Raw genomic sequence first — 18,826 nt, forward strand, 5'->3', positions numbered from 1 at the left:
ATCCTAGTATCTAATACAAATAGTATATGGTACTTAATCAAAAAAACGCAAATTATATTTAAAAGCACAAGCGGCTCGCTCAGAATGGGAGGAGGTTGGAGCTTCTGACAGAGAGGCGCTCTTTGCCTCGCAGGAAGAAGCGAAACCACCGACCATTCTAGCCGCTGGAGCTAGATAATATTTAAAAGCGCAAGCGGCTCGCTCAGAATAGCTAAGGTTTTCTCGTACAAAAGGTGCTTTTCACCTTGAGTAGCGGAGGTTCTTAAACACGAAGCGCTCGCCATCAATCTTCATCTATTTTCGAAAAAAACCCGCTCTACATAGCGAGTTTCATTTATCTTTGTTTTGTAGGTACTGCATGACAATGACGACAACGTGGTTCATACGATTCTGAAGCCCCAACTAAAATAATTGGATCATCAAATGCCGCTGGTTCTCCATCGATTAAACGTTGCGTACGACTTGCAGGAGATCCACATTCAGAACAAACTGCCTGCAATTTAGTTACATGTTCAGCAATCGCCATCAGCTGAGGAACTTGTCCAAATGGTAGACCACGGAAATCTTGGTCTAATCCAGCTACAATGACACGATAGCCACGATTTGCCAATACTTGCACCACTTCCACAATGTCCCCATCAAAAAATTGTACCTCATCGATTGCAATAACATCCATTTCTTCTGTTACATGGTTAAATATATCTTTTGAAGCTGAAACAGGAACTGCTTTAACCTTTAATCCATTATGTGATACAACATCTTCTTCACTATAACGATTATCAATACATGGTTTAAATACAATCGCATGTTGTTTCGCAAATTGCGTACGGCGTATACGGCGGATGAGCTCTTCTGATTTTCCAGAAAACATACTCCCGCAAATCACTTCAATCCAACCATTTTGATTCATTAAGTACATTGAGCTCTCCTTTCATCTACTTTCCTAATCTAAAGTAGGGTAAAGGTTTAATATTTTCGCAAAAAAAACAGACAAGCGAATACATACACTTGCCTGTTTTATGTTCTTTATTACTTAATACCGTATTTCTTATTGAAGCGGTCAACACGTCCGTCTGCAGTAGCAAACTTCTGACGTCCAGTGTAGAATGGGTGAGAATCAGAACTGATCTCAATTTTTAGTAATGGATAAGTGTTACCATCTTCCCACTCAACAGTTTCGCTAGAGCCTTTTGTAGACCCGCTTAAGAATTTGAAGCCAGTGTTCGTGTCCATAAATACAACTTTATTGTAATTTGGATGGATTCCTGCTTTCATTCTTTTCATCTCCTTCCGCCCTGAATCATTTTCGAAACAGAGTTTTTCATCTTCAGCTGCTTACACAACTATATTGATGAAACACATATGATGAAATTATAACAAGGCTAACTCCATTTTGCAACTACCTGTTTTTGTCTTTTTAAAATTAAAAGTGGCGGCGGCTCGCTTAGCTCTGATTGGCTAAGGTTCTCTCGCACAAAAGGTGCTTTTCACCTTGAGTAGCGGAGGTTCTTAGACACGAAGAGCTAGCCGCTGGAACTGGATATCAATTAAAAGCGCAAGCGGCTCGTTCAGAATCCAGGACACTTCAAGCTCTCGACCCAAATATGATTTTCATCCCAAAAAACAAAATTATTTCCATATACTACTCTCTCTAATATTACCTTAAAAACATAAAAAACTCGCTTACTACGAAATAAGCGAGTCCCAATCTTTTCCCTTTACTTAGTTGCTACATACCTTTTTGAGTCTGCAACAATGTTTTGTAAAAATTCTTCATTTGTCTTTGTTTGACGAAGTTTACGTAAGAATCCTTCAACAAAGTCTGGTGTATCACGCATTGTTTTACGAATACCCCATAGTTTGTCTAAATGTTCTTTCGGAATTAATAGGTCTTCTTTACGCGTACCAGAGCGACGAATATCAATCGCTGGGAAGATACGGCGCTCAGCTAATGAGCGATCTAAGTGAAGTTCCATATTTCCAGTTCCTTTAAACTCCTCGTAAATTACATCATCCATACGAGACCCTGTATCAACAAGCGCTGTTGCTAAAATCGTTAAGCTACCGCCCTCTTCGATATTACGCGCAGCCCCGAAGAAACGCTTCGGTCTATGAAAAGCAGCTGGATCAATACCACCCGATAAGGTTCTACCACTCGGTGGAATAACAAGGTTGTAAGCACGCGCTAAACGGGTAATACTATCCATTAAAATGACAACGTCTCTTTTATGTTCTACAAGACGCATTGCACGCTCTAATACAAGCTCAGCTACTTTAATATGATTCTCTGGCACTTCATCAAAAGTAGAACTTACAACATCACCTTTAACAGAACGTTCAATATCTGTTACTTCCTCTGGACGCTCATCAATTAAAAGTACAATTAATTCTGCTTCCGGATGATTTGTTGTGACACTGTGTGCAATTTCTTTTAACAGACTTGTTTTACCAGCCTTTGGAGGCGCAACAATTAAACCACGTTGTCCAAATCCAACTGGTGCGATTAAATCCATGATGCGTGTCGGTAACTTTTTCGTTTCCGTCTCCAATTTCATTTGGCGATCTGGATATAATGGTGTTAATGCAGGGAAATGTACACGCTCTTTTGCTGAGTCTGGATCATCTCCATTTACAGCTTCAACTTGTAGCAATCCAAAATAGCGCTCATTTTCTTTCGGAGGTCGTACTTTACCAGAAACCTTATCTCCATTACGTAAATCGAAACGACGAATTTGCGAAGCCGAGATATAAATATCTTCTGAGCTTGGAGAATAATTGATAGGACGTAAGAATCCAAATCCTTCTGATTGAATAATTTCTAATACGCCTTCCATGAAAAAGAAACCTTCTTTTTCTGCTCGAGCTTTTAAGATAGAGAAGATTAGCTCTTTTTTCGTTAACTTGCTGTAATACGAAATCTTAAATTCCTTCGCAAGCTCGTATAACTCTTTTAATTTCATGTTTTCTAATGCTGCAATTGACAAATTCATTCAGACACCACACTTTAACGTTTTTCTCTTTTCACATGGGTAAAGGGGAAAAATACGGAAGGCAAATAAATAATAATGAAAGGCAATAAGTTCAAGTAGGGTAATATTCACTATTGTAACCCTTTTATCTAGTTTTAATCAATACATTGAAACACAAATACAAGAAGCGAAGACAAGAAAATTTATCTTCGCTTTTCATATTTCTTTCTTTTTTCTACTCGCCTGATTTTAAGGCAGAATAGATAAGGCATTTTTGCTTATATTTAATCCAGTTCCAGCGGCTAGAATGATCGGTGGCTTCACTTCTTCCTACGAGGCAAAAAGCGCCTCTACGTCTGAAGCTCCATCCCCCTCCCATTCTGAACGAGCCGCTTGCACTTTTTACTTAATCCAGTTCCAGCGGCTAGAATGGTCGGTGGCTTCACTTCTTCCTACGAGGCAAAAAGCGCCTCTACGTCTGAAGCTCCATCCCCCTCCCATTCTGAACGAGCCGCTTGCACTTTTTATTTAATAACCAAATTCGGTTTTTTATTTAAGCTATGGCGGCCGTCTACGAAGCGTACTGTGCCTGATTTTGCACGCATAACAAGGGATTGTGTTGTTCCGACGCTACCTTTAAATTGAACGCCTCGTAATAGTTCTCCGTCTGTTACACCTGTTGCTGCAAAGATTGCATCGTCACCTTTTACTAAGTCTTCCATACGAAGGATACGATTGATATCTTCAATACCCATTTTTTTGCAACGCGCTAACTCAGCTTCGTTTTGAGGTAAGAGCTTCCCGTGAATTTCTCCACCTAAGCATTTTAATGCAACCGCAGCTAATACACCTTCAGGTGCTCCACCAGAACCGAATAAAATATCTACACCGGTACGGTCAAATGCTGTATTGATTGCTCCAGCTACATCTCCATCGTTAATTAATTTAATACGAGCACCAGCTTTACGAATTTCTTCGATAATTGCTTGATGACGTGGACGGTTTAAAACTGTCGCTACAACATCTTCGATATCTTTATTTTTCGCTTTCGCAACTGCACGTAAGTTGTCGATAATAGGTGCGTCAATATCAACTGCACCAACCGCTTCTGGACCAACCGCTATTTTATCCATGTACATGTCAGGAGCATGTAACAAATTGCCGTGATCTGCAATTGCAATAACAGCAAGCGCATTCCAGCCGCCAGCCGCTACGATATTGGTCCCTTCTAAAGGATCAACTGCAACGTCTACGCGTGGTCCATATCCTGTACCCAATTTCTCTCCGATATATAGCATTGGCGCTTCATCCATTTCACCTTCGCCAATTACAACTGTACCTTTCATCGGAATTGTATCAAATACATCACGCATAGCTGATGTTGCTGCACCATCTGCCTCATCTTTTTTTCCGAGCCCCATCCAACGCGCTGATGATAATGCTGCAGCCTCTGTTACACGTACTAACTCCATAGATAAACTTCTTTCCACAATAATCCCTCTCCTTTAAGTCTTTATATTTCTGCCGTATTTTGTGAACCGTGTTTTTCTATAAAGTGTACTTCCGTTAGTAGTGATTCTTCGCTCCCCATTAACGGAAGTATCACCACCTTATCCCGATTGGTGAGGGCTAATAATCGGCATGGGATATCCCATACTGATTAAAGTTTCACTTTATGCATTCTTCATTTCTTCAATTTCTTGCTTTGTCATTTGTTCTCGCCAAATGTTTGCACCAAGCCCTTTAAGCTTGTCTACTATATTTTCGTAACCTCGATCAATATGATCAAGTCCCGTTACTTCTGTAATGCCATCTGCCATTAAACCCGCAATAACAAGGGACGCACCAGCTCGTAAGTCACTCGCTTTCACCTTCGCACCTTGCAATAAAACAGGTCCAGTCACAATCGCTGAACGGCCTTCTACTTTAATCTGTGCGTTCATACGGCGCAATTCATCAATATGCTTGAAACGTGCGCTGTAAATTGTATCAGTTACAACTCCTGTTCCATGCGCCTTTGTTAAAAGCGTTGTAAACGGCTGTTGTAAATCTGTTGGAAACCCTGGATATACAAGCGTTTTTACATCAACTACTTTTAACTTTCTATTGCCGTTCACTGTAATTTGGTCATCGTTCGTTTCAACTTGAACACCAGCTTCTCTTAGCTTCGCAGTAACGGATTCTAAATGCTGAGGAATAACATTATCAACTGTTACTTCTCCTCCTGACGCTGCTCCTAAAATCATATACGTACCAGCTTCAATACGATCTGGAATGATAGTGTGGTGACAACCATGTAAAGAATCCACACCATCAATTCGGATTACGTCTGTACCGGCACCTTTAATACGTGCTCCCATACTCGTTAACAATGTGGCTACATCAATAATCTCTGGTTCTTTCGCTGCATTTTCAATAACAGTTCTACCTTTCGCTCGTACAGCCGCTAGCATAATATTAATCGTAGCTCCTACACTAACAACATCTAAATAAATACGCGCTCCACGTAGTTCATCTGCTCTTAAATAAATGGCACCTTGTTCATTTGTAACATGTGCCCCTAACGCTTCAAACCCTTTAATATGCTGATCAATCGGTCGTGGCCCTAAATGACATCCACCTGGAAGCCCAATAACAGCTTTTTTAAAACGGCCAAGCATTGCACCCATTAAATAATAAGAGGCGCGCAATTTTTTCACTTTTCCATTTGGTAAAGGCATCGCAACCATGTTAGAAGGATCGACTACCATCTCTTCTTCCTGCCCATAAGTTACTTTCCCTCCAATTTCCTCTAGTAAGTCTCCTAATATTTTCACGTCCGAAATATTAGGAACGCCACCGATAGTTACTGGAGTATCTGCTAAAATTGTCGCTGGAATTAGTGCAACAGCACTGTTCTTTGCACCACTCACGCGAATCATTCCATTTAAAGCTCTTCCGCCTTCAATTAGCAATTTTTCCATATTGAGCTCCCTTCTTGTGAATGTATTTATCTTCTACTTCTTTATAAGAAGAAGTAGAAGATTCCCCCTTAAGAATCTCAATCACTCTTTCCATCCTGAAACCCAATAAGTAGAAAACCATCACCTGTAGCTCCCCTGCTGTACAAATAGATGAAGATTAACTATTCATCGAATCAAATTCCTCAATTCAGATACTTACTACATTTATTAATAGGACTATGCACATTATTTTCTATATTCGCAAACCAAAAATTCACTTTATAAAATCTTTAGACTTGTTCACGCTTTCATTATACAACGAAAGGAAACCGTCTAAAAGACTAGACGGTTTCCAAAACGGAATTTTATTCTTACGCTTTACCGTTAGAACCGAACTCACGCATTTTACCAGCAACAGTTGCTTTAATAGCGTCGCGGCCAGGTCCAATATATTTACGAGGATCGTAAACTTCTTGGTCTTTGTTTAATGCTTCACGAACAGCTTTTGTAAACTCAATTTGGTTCTCAGTGTTTACGTTAATTTTTGAAGTACCTAAAGAAATAGCTTTTACGATATCAGCAGTTGGGATACCAGTACCACCGTGTAATACTAAAGGTACGCCAGTGAAGTCGCGAACTTGTTCCATTTCAGCGAATCCTAAGTTAGGCTCACCTTTGTAAGGACCGTGTACAGAACCTAAAGCTGGAGCTAGGCAATCGATACCTGTTGCTTCAACAAGGTGCTTACACTCTGCTGGATCAGCATAAATTACGCCTTCAGCGATGATGTCGTCTTCTTGTCCGCCAACTGTTCCAAGCTCAGCTTCAACAGATACGTTACGAGCGTGTGCGTATTCTACCACTTTTTTAGTAGTTTCAACGTTTTCTTCGAATGGGTGGTGAGAAGCGTCGATCATTACAGATGTGAAACCTGCATCGATTGCTTCTTTACATTTTTCGAAGCTTGAACCATGGTCAAGGTGAATCGCTACAGGAACAGAAATGTTCATTTCTTCGATTAAAGCTTTAACCATAGCTACAACTGTTTTGAAACCAGTCATATGACGAGCTGCACCCTCAGATACACCTAGGATTACAGGAGATTTTTCTTCTTCCGCAGCAGCTAAGATAGCTTGAGTCCACTCTAAGTTGTTCATGTTGAATTGACCAACTGCGTATTTTCCTTCTAGTGCTGTGTTTAGCATTTCTTTCATAGAAACTAAAGGCATGGTGAATCCTCCTAAAAAACGTTTTTTGTATCCGATAAATTCTTATCGCTGGTAGTATGACCAGAATAAGGTAAAATATGTATATTTACATACCGGACTTCTTTCTACACTCAATAGGATAACAACTTGTACTCAAAAACTCAACTGTATTCACCTGCTCAATAGCCCATGTAAACGCTTTTTTCCATATTTTTTATAAAAAATTCATTTTTTACGCCTCTACAGCAAGCTGATCTCTCACTGCTTGACGAATCTCATCAATATCAAACGGTTTAGCAAAGTGCATTAAAGCTCCTAAATCTTTCGCTTCTTGAATCATATCTAGTTCTCCATAAGCAGTCATTAAAATCACTTTAATACTCTCATCAATTTCTTTTACATGTTTTAAAATCTCTATACCATCCATACCTGGGATTTTCATATCTAACACTACTAAATCTGGATTATCTTTTTTCACGATATCTAAAGCTTGAAATCCATTCGCTGCTTGGAACGTCTGATAACCTTCTTTTTGGAACACTTCATGCAATAAAACACGAATGCCATATTGATCATCAACGATTAAAATTTTCCCTTCCATAACTCCCAACCTTTCTGTGTAAGTACAAGATTTAAAGCTTCTTATATCTTATCGGTTTATTTTCGCTACTCTTTGCCAAATCCCTTCCTATTCTTTCTTATTTTACCGTTTCCTATTTTGTTATGCCACCCTACTATTTCCCCTTTCCAAAAAAAATAAGCTATAATGAGAACCAGCTAACACGAAAGAAAGGAGCAACAACATGTTAAAAATTTTTTCGACTCAATTAAGTGGATATTTCTCCAGAATTTCTCAAAAAGAAGAAATGAATATAGAAGATAGCGCTCGTCTACTTGCCCAGGCGTTAATTGGTGACGGCTTCATTTACTTGCATGGTACAAACGAAATGGAGGGTATTGTTTCAGAAGCATTATTTGGTGCCGAACCAATGAAACAGGCAAAACGTTTAATAGAAAACGGTGAACTGGCGGCAGTGACTTCTGCGGACCGCGTACTTCTTATTAGTCGTTTTTCGACAGATGAAGAAATTATAACAACCGCGAAAAAACTTCATGAAGACGGCCAATCTATCGTTGGAATCTCGGCTATTCAAGAAGGTGCTGAATCACTGGAACAATATACAGATGTACATATTGATACAAAGCTGTTAAAAGGTCTTATTCCAGATGATGAAGGTAACCGCTACGGGTTCCCAAGTTTAATTATAACTTTATTTGCTTATCACGGATTGAAATTTACAATTGATGAAATGTTAAACGAATATTAAAAAAAGCGCCCTATTTCAGGCGCTTTTTTTTATTACTTGCTCTCTTTATTCGTAATAGAAGCACTTACGAAATCATGGAACAATGGTTGCGGACGGTTTGGACGAGATACAAGTTCTGGATGGAACTGTGCTGCCACGAACCAAGGATGATCTTGTAATTCAATAATTTCCACTAGACGACCGTCTGGGCTTGTACCAGAGAATACAAATCCTTCTTTTTCCATATCTGGACGGAATTGATTATTGAACTCATAACGATGACGATGACGCTCATATATAACCGGCTCGTTGTAAGCATTGTAAGCATTTGTTTCTTCAGCAAGCTTACATGGGTATAGACCAAGGCGAAGTGTACCACCTAAATCTTCTACATCTTTTTGTTCTGGTAATAAATCGATAATTGCATAAGGTGTGTCAGGATTAATTTCAGAAGAGTTAGCTCCTTCTAATCCTAATACGTTACGTGCAAATTCGATTGATGCAAGTTGCATACCTAGGCAAATTCCTAAGAATGGAACTTTGTTTTCACGAGCATATTGAATTGCAACGATTTTACCTTCTACACCACGATCGCCGAAGCCACCTGGTACAAGGATACCATCTGTGTCGCCAACTAATTCTTTTACGTTCTCTGCTGTTACGTGCTCAGCGTTTACCCATTTCACTTCTACATCTGTGTCGAATGAATAACCTGCATGACGAAGTGCTTCTACAACAGAAATATATGCGTCTTGAAGCTCTACATATTTACCAACAAGAGCGATTTTTGTTTTCTTAGAAAGGTTACGTACTTTATTAACTAGTGCAGTCCAATCTGTCATATCTGCAGCAGGATTGTCTAATTTTAAGTGATCGCAAACGATTTGGTCCATGTTTTGTTCTTGAAGAGCTAATGGAACCGCATATAAAGTATCTGCATCGCGTGCTTCGATAACTGCTTTTGTATCGATGTCACAGAATAATGCAAGCTTGTCTTTCATGTCCTGAGAAACAGGTAATTCTGTACGAACAACGATAATGTTCGGCTGAATACCTAAGCTGCGAAGCTCTTTAACGCTATGTTGCGTTGGTTTTGTTTTCATTTCACCCGCTGCTTTTAAGTACGGGATTAACGTACAGTGAATGTACATTACATTGTCACGACCGATGTCGCTCTTAATTTGACGAATTGCTTCTAAGAATGGTAGAGACTCGATATCACCAACAGTTCCACCGATTTCTGTAATAACAACGTCGGCGTTTGTTTCGCGACCAGAACGATATACACGTTCTTTAATTTCGTTAGTAATGTGAGGAATAACTTGAACTGTTCCTCCTAAATATTCACCACGACGCTCTTTTTGAAGAACTGAAGAGTAAATTTTACCTGTTGTTACGTTGCTGTATTTATTTAAGTTGATGTCGATAAAACGCTCATAGTGACCTAGGTCTAAGTCCGTTTCTGCACCATCATCTGTTACGAATACCTCACCGTGTTGGTATGGACTCATAGTCCCTGGGTCTACGTTAATGTATGGATCAAACTTTTGAATAGTTACGTTTAAACCACGATTTTTTAAAAGTCTTCCAAGAGATGCTGCTGTAATACCTTTACCTAAAGACGATACTACACCGCCTGTTACAAAAATATACTTAGTCATGAAAATACTCCCTTCTACTTCGTTGTTATATAATCACCGTTGCAAAGCGCAACGTATGTAGATAACAGTGTATCTATCTTATTGTTAGGCTCTTTTTATTTTCTAAACAAAAAACAAAAAAGAAAATTGCTCCCCTCATCACATAAAGTAATAAGTAGGGAGCAATTTTCTTTTATATTTACACTTTAAAAGTATTATCGTCCTTTTTTAAAGAGCCCAAAAATGATTCTACATGGACGATAATGAAAAGTCAAGAACTAACGCTCTTCCTCTTCTTCTTCTTCAGTTTCATCGTACTCAAGTTCTTCTTCTGCGAAGTCTTCATCTTCTTCTACATCATCAAGATCATCATCTTCATCATCTGCGTCTTCTTCTTCAAGAACCTTGTCCAAATCTTCTACATCTTCTTCTTGGTCTGCATTTCCTTCTGCATCGCCGAATTCATCTTCATCTTCTTCGATGTAGTCGTCAAAACCGTCCTCTTCAACTTTACGTTTCTTCTTCGGTTTTGGCTGAGGCAGAATTTCTTCATCAATTTGCTCATATGGGTACCAGCTGCGTAGCCCCCAACGATTTTCTCCTAAATTAATGAAACGTCCATCGATGTTTAAATCTGTATAAAATTGTGCGAGTTTCGTATTAACTTGCCCTTGAGATAGTCCCAGCACTTGAGCGATTTCTTGAACCAACTCGTTGAATGTCGTTGCTTGTCTTTTATTCCCTAAAACGCTATGTACAACTTCAATCATTGAACATTCTTTTAGCTCTTCTGGTGAATATTGCTTAAAATTCACTTATGCGGCACTTCCTTTCTTCAAATATAACCTTATATACAACGGTCTGCTTAAAAAAATCCATACTATTCATTATAAACAAAAGTCGCACAAATATGCTACAAAAAAAAAACGGGAAACTTTATATGGTAATAAAGTGAAACTTTAATCAGTGGGGTTTTGTTCATCCCCCACTGATTATTAGCCTTCACCAATCGGGCGTTTACGGGCGTTTGATCTCCCACCTAACTTCTTTGTTCCAGCCGAATTTTGAGGTGGGAGTCTTACTGCCCACAAATAGCGGGATAAAATTATAATTTGTCCATTCCTTATTTCGGAAACATATGCGCACCTTGCAGTACATACCTAATTTGCATTTCTGTATATTCTTCGAGAGTATACAGTTTTTGCAGGGCCCAACGTCTAAATCCCCACATTTGTCCTTGTATGAAAATATTATGTGCAAGAAGCTGTATTTCCTTTTTATTTAGTGTAAATGTCCCATTTTCCGTACACTGCTCTAAAATATTCTCAAACATCCCGACCATTTGAAACTCTTTTTCTAATACATATGGGAGTGATTCTTTCGGTAAAAAACGTACCTCTTGATACATAATTAATACTTCTTCTTGCAATTCATCCATCACTTTAAAATAATTCGTTATCGCTATCTTTAAGCTTTCTATACTTCCCTTCTCTGTACACACTACTTTCTCTAACCGCTCTTTTACATGTTCATAAATACTATCACAAACTAAATATAATACATCATCTTTTGTGCGAATGTATTCATAAAGTGTTCCGATACTAAATCCAGCCGCTTTCGCAATTTCTCTCGTTGTTGTACGCGGGAATCCTTTTTGCTTAAACAGCTGCACCGCACCTTTAATCATTTGTTCACGCCTTAACGCAACTAATTTTTCATCTTTCACTGACGCATGTACATTATGTTTAACCATCCCTTCACCTCTCTCTATTATTTTTGGAAGTAAAAAGCGTAGGAAAATACCTACGCTTTCGTTCCTACTTCGTTAACATACGAGAAATTACAAGCCTTTGAATCTCTTGTGTTCCCTCATATATTTGTGTAATCTTTGCATCGCGCATATAACGCTCTACTGGATAATCTTTCGTATAACCATAACCACCAAATACTTGTACTGCTTCAGTCGTTACCTTCATCGCTGTATCACCTGCAAATACTTTTGACATCGCTGACTCTTTCCCGTACGGAAGCCCTTCAGATTCAAGCCAAGCCGCTTGATATGTTAAAAGACGCGCTGCCTCTACATCCGTTGCCATATCTGCAAGTTTAAAGCCAATTCCTTGTTGCGCCGCAATTGGCTTCCCAAACTGATGACGTTCTCTTGCATATTCTACAGAAGCATCTAAAGCGGATTGTGCAATCCCAACCGCTTGCGCCGCAATACCATTACGACCGCCATCTAACGTTTGCATCGCAACTTTAAATCCTTGGCCCTCTTCCCCTAGCAGATTCCTTACAGGAATACGGCAGTCTTCAAACATAATTTCAGTCGTTGGCGAAGAGCGAATTCCTAACTTACTTTCCTTCTTCCCAACTGAAAACCCTAGCGTATCACTCTCCACAATAAATGCACTCGTGCCGCGCTGCTTCGAATCAGGATCTGTTAATGCAAAAACAACATAAATATCAGCAATGCCGCCATTTGTAATAAAGATTTTCGAACCATTTAAAATGTAATGGTCTCCATCTCGTTTTGCAGTCGTCCTCATTCCACCAGCATCTGATCCAGAGCTTGGTTCTGTTAAGCCATATGCACCAATTTTCTTCCCTTCAGCCATTGGGCGCAAAAACTTTTGTTTTTGCTCTTCCGTTCCAAATTTAAAAATTGGCCATCCAGCAAGTGAAGTATGTGCAGACAACGTTACACCTGTAGAAGCACAAACGCGGGATAACTCTTCAACGGCAATTACATACGCTAAGTAATCGCTTCCAATTCCGCCGTATTCTTCAGGCCACGGAATACCGGTCAAACCAAGCTCTGCCATTTGATCGAATAAAGCGCGATCAAATCGCTCTTCCTCATCACGCTCTGCTGCTGTCGGTGCTACTTCATTCCTTGCAAAATCCCGAACCATTTTCCTTATCATTTCATGTTCTTCTGATAATTTAAAATGCATTCCCGTCTCCCCCTCTGCCTTTTTATAAAGCTCGACTAATTACAAGCTTTTGTATTTCGCTCGTTCCTTCATATATCTGTGTGATCTTCGCATCACGGAAAAATCTTTCTACTGGATAATCTTTCGTATAACCATAACCACCAAATACTTGCACTGCTTCAATCGCAACTTCAACAGCCGTCTTAGAAGCAAATAATTTCGCAATAGAAGCTTCTTTACCGCATGGTAATCCTTGTGCTCTTAGCGATGCCGCTCTGTATACAAGTAATCGCGCTGCTTCTACGCTAGTCGCCATATCTGCAAGTTTGAATCCGATTCCTTGCTGCGCCGCAATTGGCTTTCCGAATTGCTCACGCTCTTTCGCATAATCAATCGCACTTGCAAGCGCCGCTTCCGCGATTCCTAATGCCTGCGCTCCGATTCCAATTCGCCCAACATCTAAATTCGCCATTGCCACCTTAAATCCTTGTCCTTCTTCACCAAGTAAATTCTCAGCCGGCACTTTCATATCTTCAAACGTAAGTTGCACTGTGCGAGAACCAAGAAGCCCCATCTTATGCTCATCTTTTCCGATGATTAAGCCTGGTGTATCTTTCTCTACTATAAATGCTGAAATCCCGCTTTTCCCCGCCTCTGGATTTGTAGACGCGAAGACGATATATGTACTTGCTTCACCACCATTTGTAATAAAGACTTTCGATCCATTAATGATGTAGTGATCGCCTTTCTTTACAGCTCTTGATTTCAAACTGCCTGCATCTGATCCTGCATTCGGTTCTGTTAGAGCAAATGCGCCTAAATATTCACCAGTCGCCAGTTTAGAAACATACTTCTGCTTCTGTTCTTCTGTTCCGAAATACAAAATCGGATTCATTCCAACTGACGTATGTACAGCTAAAATTACACCGACCGTTGCGCTTACCTTTGAAATTTCTTCAATCGCTAGAATGTAAGAAATAAAATCCATTTCTGCCCCGCCATATTTTGCAGGCGCCGGAATACCCATTAGTCCAAGCTCACCCATCTTTTGCAAAATCTCTTTTGGGAACACCCCTTGTTCCATACTAGGAACAAAGGGAGCTATTTCCTTCTGCGCAAAATCTCGAACCATTTTCCTCATCATTTGTTGCTCTTCAGTAAAGTGAAAATTCATGTACTTCGCCTCCATTTGCTATATATCTTTTTAATAATTTGGTAAGACCACTACTTTAATAAAGGGAGGAATTTATTCGTAAACGTAGAAACCACGACCCGTTTTACGTCCTAACCATCCTGCATTCACATACTTACGTAATAATGGACATGGGCGATATTTACTATCTCCTAATCCTTCATGCAACACTTCCATAATGTATAAACACGTATCTAAACCGATAAAATCAGCTAATGTAAGTGGTCCCATCGGATGATTCATACCGAGTTTCATTACTTCATCAATCGCTTCTTTCGTCGCTACACCTTCATATAACGTATAGATTGCTTCGTTAATCATCGGTAATAAAATACGGTTCGATACAAACCCTGGGAAATCATTTACTTCAACTGGCACTTTCCCGATTTTTTTCGTAATATCCTCAATCGTTTCGTACACTGCATCATCTGTAGCTAAACCACGAATAATTTCAACGAGTTTCATAACTGGAACTGGATTCATAAAGTGCATGCCGATTACTTTCTCAGGTCGTTTCGTTACCGCTGCAATTTCCGTAATTGGTAACGATGACGTATTCGTCGCTAAAATTGCGTGTTCTGGAGCAATTTCATCTAGATTCGCAAAAATTTTCTTTTTAATATCCATTTTTTCAACAGCTGCTTCAATAATAAGATCAGCTTCTTTGACACTATTTAAATCGAGCGTCCATGTAAGACGATTTAAAGTCGCTTCTTTCTCTTCTTCCTTCATACGACCTTTTTCTACTTGGCGGGCTAAATTTTTCGAAATAACAGCTAGCCCTCTATCTAATTGCTCTTGCTTTAAATCTTGCACTTTCACATCATAGCCTGCCATTGCACACACTTGTGCGATACCTGAACCCATTTGCCCTGCACCAATTACAACTATTTTTTGTACACCCATTCTTTCTTCCCCCTTAATATAAGTTGTTAATAAACCGAAAATTTCCTGAACGTAAATTAATGAACCTCAATCATCACTGCATCACCTTGACCGCCACCGCTACAAATAGAAGCAATTCCAATTCCGCCGCCGCGCTGCTTCAGTGCATGGATAAGTGTAACGATAATACGTGCTCCGCTCGCTCCAATTGGATGCCCCATTGCTACAGCACCACCATTTACATTCAATTTTTCCGGATCGATTCCTGCGATTTCTGTACTTGCAATTGCTACCGCCGCAAATGCCTCATTGATTTCAAATAGATCTATGTCTTCAATTGTCTTACCTGTCTTTTTCAGCAATTCATTAATTGCATAACCTGGTGTTCTTGGGAAATCCTTCGATTCTACCGCAATCGCCGTATGCGCCAAAATTGTCGCTAATGGCTTTCTTCCTTCTTGCTTCGCTCTGTCCTCGCTCATTAATACAAGCGCAGCACCGCCATCATTTAGTCCAGGAGCATTACCAGCTGTCACCGACGACGTCTTATCAAAAACAGGCTTTAATTTCGCTAGTTTTTCAATCGTTGTATCCGCGCGTGGCGCCTCATCCTTAGCCACGACGATAGGATCGCCTTTTCTTTGCTGAATTGTTACTGGTACAATCTCCTCTTCAAAACGACCTTCCTTATGTGCCGAAACCGCACGTTGATGGCTACGATATGCCCATTCATCTTGTGCTTCGCGGGAGATCCCATCCTCGTTTGCAACTTCTCCGCCATAAACACCCATGTGTATACCTGAAAATGCGCATGTTAAACCGTCTGCAACGTTTAAATCGATAACTTCGTTGTTACCCATTCTGTATCCCCATCTTGCCCCTCGTAAAATGTAAGGGCTGTTACTCATCGATTCCATTCCACCAGCTACAATCAGTGATTGATCACCAGTACGAATAATTTGATCCGCTAACGTAACTGCGCGAAGTCCTGATGCACAAACTTTATTTACTGTTTCTGTCTGCACTTCCCAAGGAATGCCGGCCGCTCTTGCTGCTTGGCGTGATGGAATTTGTCCTTGCCCTCCTTGGATAACCGTTCCAAATATAACTTCTTCAACATCACTAGCGGAAACATTCGCTCTTTCAAGCGCTGCCTTAATTGCGATTCCTCCAAGTTCTGTTGCTTTCACGTCTTTTAAAGTTCCTCCAAATTTTCCAACCGGTGTTCTTGCAGCACTTAAAATAACTGTTTTACTCATGTTTCTTTCCCCCATTTCTTTTTTTAGCACCGAGCGCTCGCTCGGCATTCCTACGCTTAGAAGAGGTGCAATTATTGCACCTCTTTCTAAAGTTGGATGCATTCCTACAAACTACATTGCTTCTTTCTTCTGTCCGATAACTGAGCGTTCTAAAATCTCTGTTACGTCCAGAGTTTGAACTGTTTCTTCAACTTCTTTCGCTTTCGTACCGTCACTAATCATCGTTAAGCAATACGGGCATCCTGTACCGATAATTGACGGCTGCACAGCTAGCGCTTGTTCTGTACGAGCAACGTTAATACGAGAACCTGCCGTTTCTTCCATCCACATTAGGCCACCACCCGCACCACAGCACATTCCCGTTTCACGGTTACGCGCCATTTCTACAAGGTTTACACCTGGAATTGCTTTTAGAATATCGCGCGGTGCTTCGTATACTTCGTTGTATCTTCCTAAGTAACAGGAATCATGATACGTAACTGTCTCTTCAATAGAATGGACAGGTTTTAAACGTCCTTCCTTCACCCACTGAGCTAGTAATTCTGTATGATGATAGACTTCTGCTTGTAAGCCAAAGTCCGGGTACTCATTTTTAAAAGTGTTATAAGCATGAGGGTCAATCGTAACGATTTTCTTCACTCCTGCTTTTTCAAATTCTTCAATATTTTTAGTCGCCATTTCCTGGAATACAAATTCATTTCCAAGGCGGCGCGGTGTATCACCAGAGTTCTTTTCCTTATTACCAAGAATTGCGAATGAAATGCCTGCTTCGTTCATTAGCTTCGCAAATGATATCGCAATCTTCTGACTGCGATTGTCATACGAACCCATTGATCCAACCCAGAATAAGTATTCAAACTCTTCGCCAGCTTTTGATTTCTCCTTTACAGTTGGAACTGTTACTTCATCGTCACCTTGGCGCCATGTTTCACGCTCTTTACGATTCAGTCCCCACGGATTCCCTTGACGCTCAATGTTTGTCATTGCACGCTGCGCTTCCGCGTCCATTTTCCCTTCTGTTAAAACGAGATAGCGGCGTAAATCAATAATTTTGTCAACATGCTCATTCATAACTGGGCACTGGTCCTCACAGTTACGGCACGTTGTACATGCCCAAATCTCTTCTTCTGTAATAACGTCTCCGATTAAACTTGGATCGTACGCTAGCGCTGTAGCCGCTGATTCTTGTTGTCCTTTTCCAGCTGCCATCATCGCTAACTGATTTCCTTGTGTATTATTAAAAGCAACAACTGGAACCCACGGTGCTTTTGATGTTACCGCTGCTCCTTTATCAGTTAAATGATCACGAAGTTTTAAAATTAAATCCATCGGTGATAACATTTTCCCTGTTCCTGTTGCCGGACACATATTTGTACAACGACCACATTCGACGCAAGAATATAAGTCGATAAGTTGATTTTGTCTAAAGTCTTCAATTTTACCAACACCGAATGTTTCTTGCGTTTCATCTTCAAAATCGATTTTTTCAAGTTTTCCTGGATTTGAAAGACGACCAAAAAATACGTTAACTGGTCCAGCAATTAAATGCGCATGTTTTGATTGTGGTACATAAACTAAAAACGTTAACAAGATTAATAGATGCACCCACCAAGAGAAATAGAACACTGAAATGGCTACGGTTTCATTTATCCCTGAGAAAACGTAAGCGATTGCAGAAGCGATTGGTTCACTCCACGAAAGCTCTTCGCCATGCCATATAATTCCCATTCCATTACCAAGTAGCACAGAAATCATTAAGCCACCGATAAAGATAAGGACAAGACCTGATTTGAAATTACGTTTTAAACGAACAAGCTTTTCAACATAGCGTCTATGAAAAGCCCAAAAGACTGCAATTAAAATAACAAGTGTGACAATTTCCTGGAAGAATGTAAATGCAGGATATAGTGGTCCAAGTGGAAGATGTGATCCTGGTGCGAGCCCTTTCCAAACGAAGTCAATTGCTCCAAATTGGACAAGAATAAATCCGTAAAAGAACATAACGTGAATGATGCCGCTCTTTTTATCTTTCAGCAGCTTTTTTTGACCGAAAACATTGACCTTAAGGAGATCCCAACGTTCTTTAAAACGACGGTCAAATTCAATCTTTTTTCCTAATTGTATGTAGGCCATCCTCGTTCGTATAAGATATACAAACAAATATCCCGCATAAGCAATAACAGCAATGGCAGCCAGCCAATTAATGATTAGTAAGCTATTCATTTTATGCTACCCCTCTCTTTGTAAGCCCTCTTCCTTTTTTAGAATCTTCGAAAATATATAATTTTCTGAATTGTATCCCCTATTCCCATTATATAATGAGTGAGCATTCAGTCAACAGTTTTTTGTTATACAACAACACATTTTTTAATAAAGCTGTTTATTTCGGTGAAACTATAAAGTGAAACTTTAATCGGCGGGGCTGTTCATACCCAATGATTATTAGCCCACACTAATCGGACTTTTACGGGCAGCCTGCAAATAGCGG

At 40.0% G+C, this 18,826-nt stretch carries 16 protein-coding genes; 1 reads left to right on the plus strand and 15 read right to left on the minus strand.

Annotated elements, in window-relative coordinates:
- Positions 1 to 334: 334 nt before the first annotated feature.
- From JTF23_RS19800 to spo0F, 7 genes are all read right to left on the minus strand, one after another.
- Positions 335 to 919 (minus strand): thymidine kinase, encoded by a 585-nt coding sequence (locus JTF23_RS19800; RefSeq protein ID WP_002016305.1) that lies wholly within the window; start codon positions 917 to 919, stop codon positions 335 to 337.
- Positions 920 to 1,029: 110 nt separating this feature from the next.
- Complete coding sequence (locus tag JTF23_RS19805) at positions 1,030 to 1,275, minus strand: type B 50S ribosomal protein L31 (protein ID WP_000643447.1); 246 nt, start codon at positions 1,273 to 1,275, stop codon at positions 1,030 to 1,032.
- A 443-nt stretch (positions 1,276 to 1,718) separates the two neighbouring features.
- Entirely contained in the window at positions 1,719 to 2,990 is a 1,272-nt protein-coding gene (rho, locus tag JTF23_RS19810; RefSeq protein ID WP_002159771.1) for a transcription termination factor Rho, read from the minus strand.
- Positions 2,991 to 3,493: 503 nt separating this feature from the next.
- Complete coding sequence (glpX, locus tag JTF23_RS19815) at positions 3,494 to 4,459, minus strand: class II fructose-bisphosphatase (RefSeq protein ID WP_002113062.1); 966 nt, start codon at positions 4,457 to 4,459, stop codon at positions 3,494 to 3,496.
- Between the two features lie 183 nt (positions 4,460 to 4,642).
- Positions 4,643 to 5,932 (minus strand): UDP-N-acetylglucosamine 1-carboxyvinyltransferase, encoded by a 1,290-nt coding sequence (murA, locus tag JTF23_RS19820; RefSeq protein WP_002159770.1) that lies wholly within the window; start codon positions 5,930 to 5,932, stop codon positions 4,643 to 4,645.
- 350 nt (positions 5,933 to 6,282) lie between these two features.
- On the minus strand, positions 6,283 to 7,140 hold the full coding sequence (locus JTF23_RS19825; protein WP_199709261.1) for a class II fructose-bisphosphate aldolase: 858 nt from the start codon (positions 7,138 to 7,140) through the stop codon (positions 6,283 to 6,285).
- Between the two features lie 211 nt (positions 7,141 to 7,351).
- Complete coding sequence (gene spo0F / locus JTF23_RS19830) at positions 7,352 to 7,720, minus strand: sporulation initiation phosphotransferase Spo0F (protein WP_000398592.1); 369 nt, start codon at positions 7,718 to 7,720, stop codon at positions 7,352 to 7,354.
- A gap of 202 nt (positions 7,721 to 7,922) precedes the next feature.
- On the opposite strand from spo0F, the gene JTF23_RS19835 reads away from it, so the two are divergent.
- A complete protein-coding gene (locus tag JTF23_RS19835) occupies positions 7,923 to 8,447 on the plus strand; it encodes a DUF2529 domain-containing protein (protein ID WP_002159767.1) in 525 nt (174 codons plus the stop codon).
- Positions 8,448 to 8,479: 32 nt separating this feature from the next.
- Here the strand turns inward: JTF23_RS19835 and pyrG are convergent, their stop codons facing one another.
- From pyrG to JTF23_RS19875, 8 genes are all read right to left on the minus strand, one after another.
- On the minus strand, positions 8,480 to 10,087 hold the full coding sequence (pyrG, locus tag JTF23_RS19840) for a CTP synthase (protein ID WP_016106722.1): 1,608 nt from the start codon (positions 10,085 to 10,087) through the stop codon (positions 8,480 to 8,482).
- A gap of 257 nt (positions 10,088 to 10,344) precedes the next feature.
- A complete protein-coding gene (rpoE, locus tag JTF23_RS19845; protein ID WP_078174953.1) occupies positions 10,345 to 10,881 on the minus strand; it encodes a DNA-directed RNA polymerase subunit delta in 537 nt (178 codons plus the stop codon).
- Between the two features lie 308 nt (positions 10,882 to 11,189).
- The gene (locus JTF23_RS19850) at positions 11,190 to 11,819 is read right to left on the minus strand and encodes a TetR/AcrR family transcriptional regulator (protein WP_002159764.1); all 630 of its coding nucleotides are present in this window, start codon (positions 11,817 to 11,819) and stop codon (positions 11,190 to 11,192) included.
- Positions 11,820 to 11,883: 64 nt separating this feature from the next.
- Positions 11,884 to 13,023, minus strand: a complete 1,140-nt coding sequence (gene acdA, locus JTF23_RS19855) for an acyl-CoA dehydrogenase AcdA (protein ID WP_078174954.1) — start codon at positions 13,021 to 13,023, stop codon at positions 11,884 to 11,886.
- A 22-nt stretch (positions 13,024 to 13,045) separates the two neighbouring features.
- A complete protein-coding gene (locus JTF23_RS19860; RefSeq protein ID WP_002113073.1) occupies positions 13,046 to 14,176 on the minus strand; it encodes an acyl-CoA dehydrogenase in 1,131 nt (376 codons plus the stop codon).
- Positions 14,177 to 14,248: 72 nt separating this feature from the next.
- Positions 14,249 to 15,100, minus strand: coding sequence for a 3-hydroxybutyryl-CoA dehydrogenase (locus JTF23_RS19865; RefSeq protein WP_002113074.1), 852 nt, complete (start codon positions 15,098 to 15,100; stop codon positions 14,249 to 14,251).
- Between the two features lie 56 nt (positions 15,101 to 15,156).
- A complete protein-coding gene (locus tag JTF23_RS19870) occupies positions 15,157 to 16,440 on the minus strand; it encodes an acetyl-CoA C-acetyltransferase (RefSeq protein ID WP_070129229.1) in 1,284 nt (427 codons plus the stop codon).
- Positions 16,441 to 16,449: 9 nt separating this feature from the next.
- Positions 16,450 to 18,561, minus strand: a complete 2,112-nt coding sequence (locus JTF23_RS19875) for a (Fe-S)-binding protein (RefSeq protein WP_002198758.1) — start codon at positions 18,559 to 18,561, stop codon at positions 16,450 to 16,452.
- Positions 18,562 to 18,826: the final 265 nt, after the last annotated feature.

This window comes from Bacillus sp. RIT 809, from assembly GCF_016892495.1.
Lineage (GTDB): Bacteria > Bacillota > Bacilli > Bacillales > Bacillaceae_G > Bacillus_A > Bacillus_A cereus_U.

Coding starts and splice junctions, on each gene's coding strand:
- JTF23_RS19800 (WP_002016305.1), bottom strand. CDS start 919: ATGTACTTAATGAATCAAAATGGTTGGATTGAAGTGATTTGCGGGAGT.
- JTF23_RS19805 (WP_000643447.1), bottom strand. CDS start 1,275: ATGAAAGCAGGAATCCATCCAAATTACAATAAAGTTGTATTTATGGAC.
- rho (WP_002159771.1), bottom strand. CDS start 2,990: ATGAATTTGTCAATTGCAGCATTAGAAAACATGAAATTAAAAGAGTTA.
- murA (WP_002159770.1), bottom strand. CDS start 5,932: ATGGAAAAATTGCTAATTGAAGGCGGAAGAGCTTTAAATGGAATGATT.
- JTF23_RS19825 (WP_199709261.1), bottom strand. CDS start 7,140: ATGCCTTTAGTTTCTATGAAAGAAATGCTAAACACAGCACTAGAAGGA.
- spo0F (WP_000398592.1), bottom strand. CDS start 7,720: ATGGAAGGGAAAATTTTAATCGTTGATGATCAATATGGCATTCGTGTT.
- JTF23_RS19835 (WP_002159767.1), top strand. CDS start 7,923: ATGTTAAAAATTTTTTCGACTCAATTAAGTGGATATTTCTCCAGAATT.
- pyrG (WP_016106722.1), bottom strand. CDS start 10,087: ATGACTAAGTATATTTTTGTAACAGGCGGTGTAGTATCGTCTTTAGGT.
- JTF23_RS19850 (WP_002159764.1), bottom strand. CDS start 11,819: ATGGTTAAACATAATGTACATGCGTCAGTGAAAGATGAAAAATTAGTT.
- acdA (WP_078174954.1), bottom strand. CDS start 13,023: ATGCATTTTAAATTATCAGAAGAACATGAAATGATAAGGAAAATGGTT.
- JTF23_RS19860 (WP_002113073.1), bottom strand. CDS start 14,176: ATGAATTTTCACTTTACTGAAGAGCAACAAATGATGAGGAAAATGGTT.
- JTF23_RS19865 (WP_002113074.1), bottom strand. CDS start 15,100: ATGGGTGTACAAAAAATAGTTGTAATTGGTGCAGGGCAAATGGGTTCA.
- JTF23_RS19870 (WP_070129229.1), bottom strand. CDS start 16,440: ATGCATCCAACTTTAGAAAGAGGTGCAATAATTGCACCTCTTCTAAGC.
- JTF23_RS19875 (WP_002198758.1), bottom strand. CDS start 18,561: ATGAATAGCTTACTAATCATTAATTGGCTGGCTGCCATTGCTGTTATT.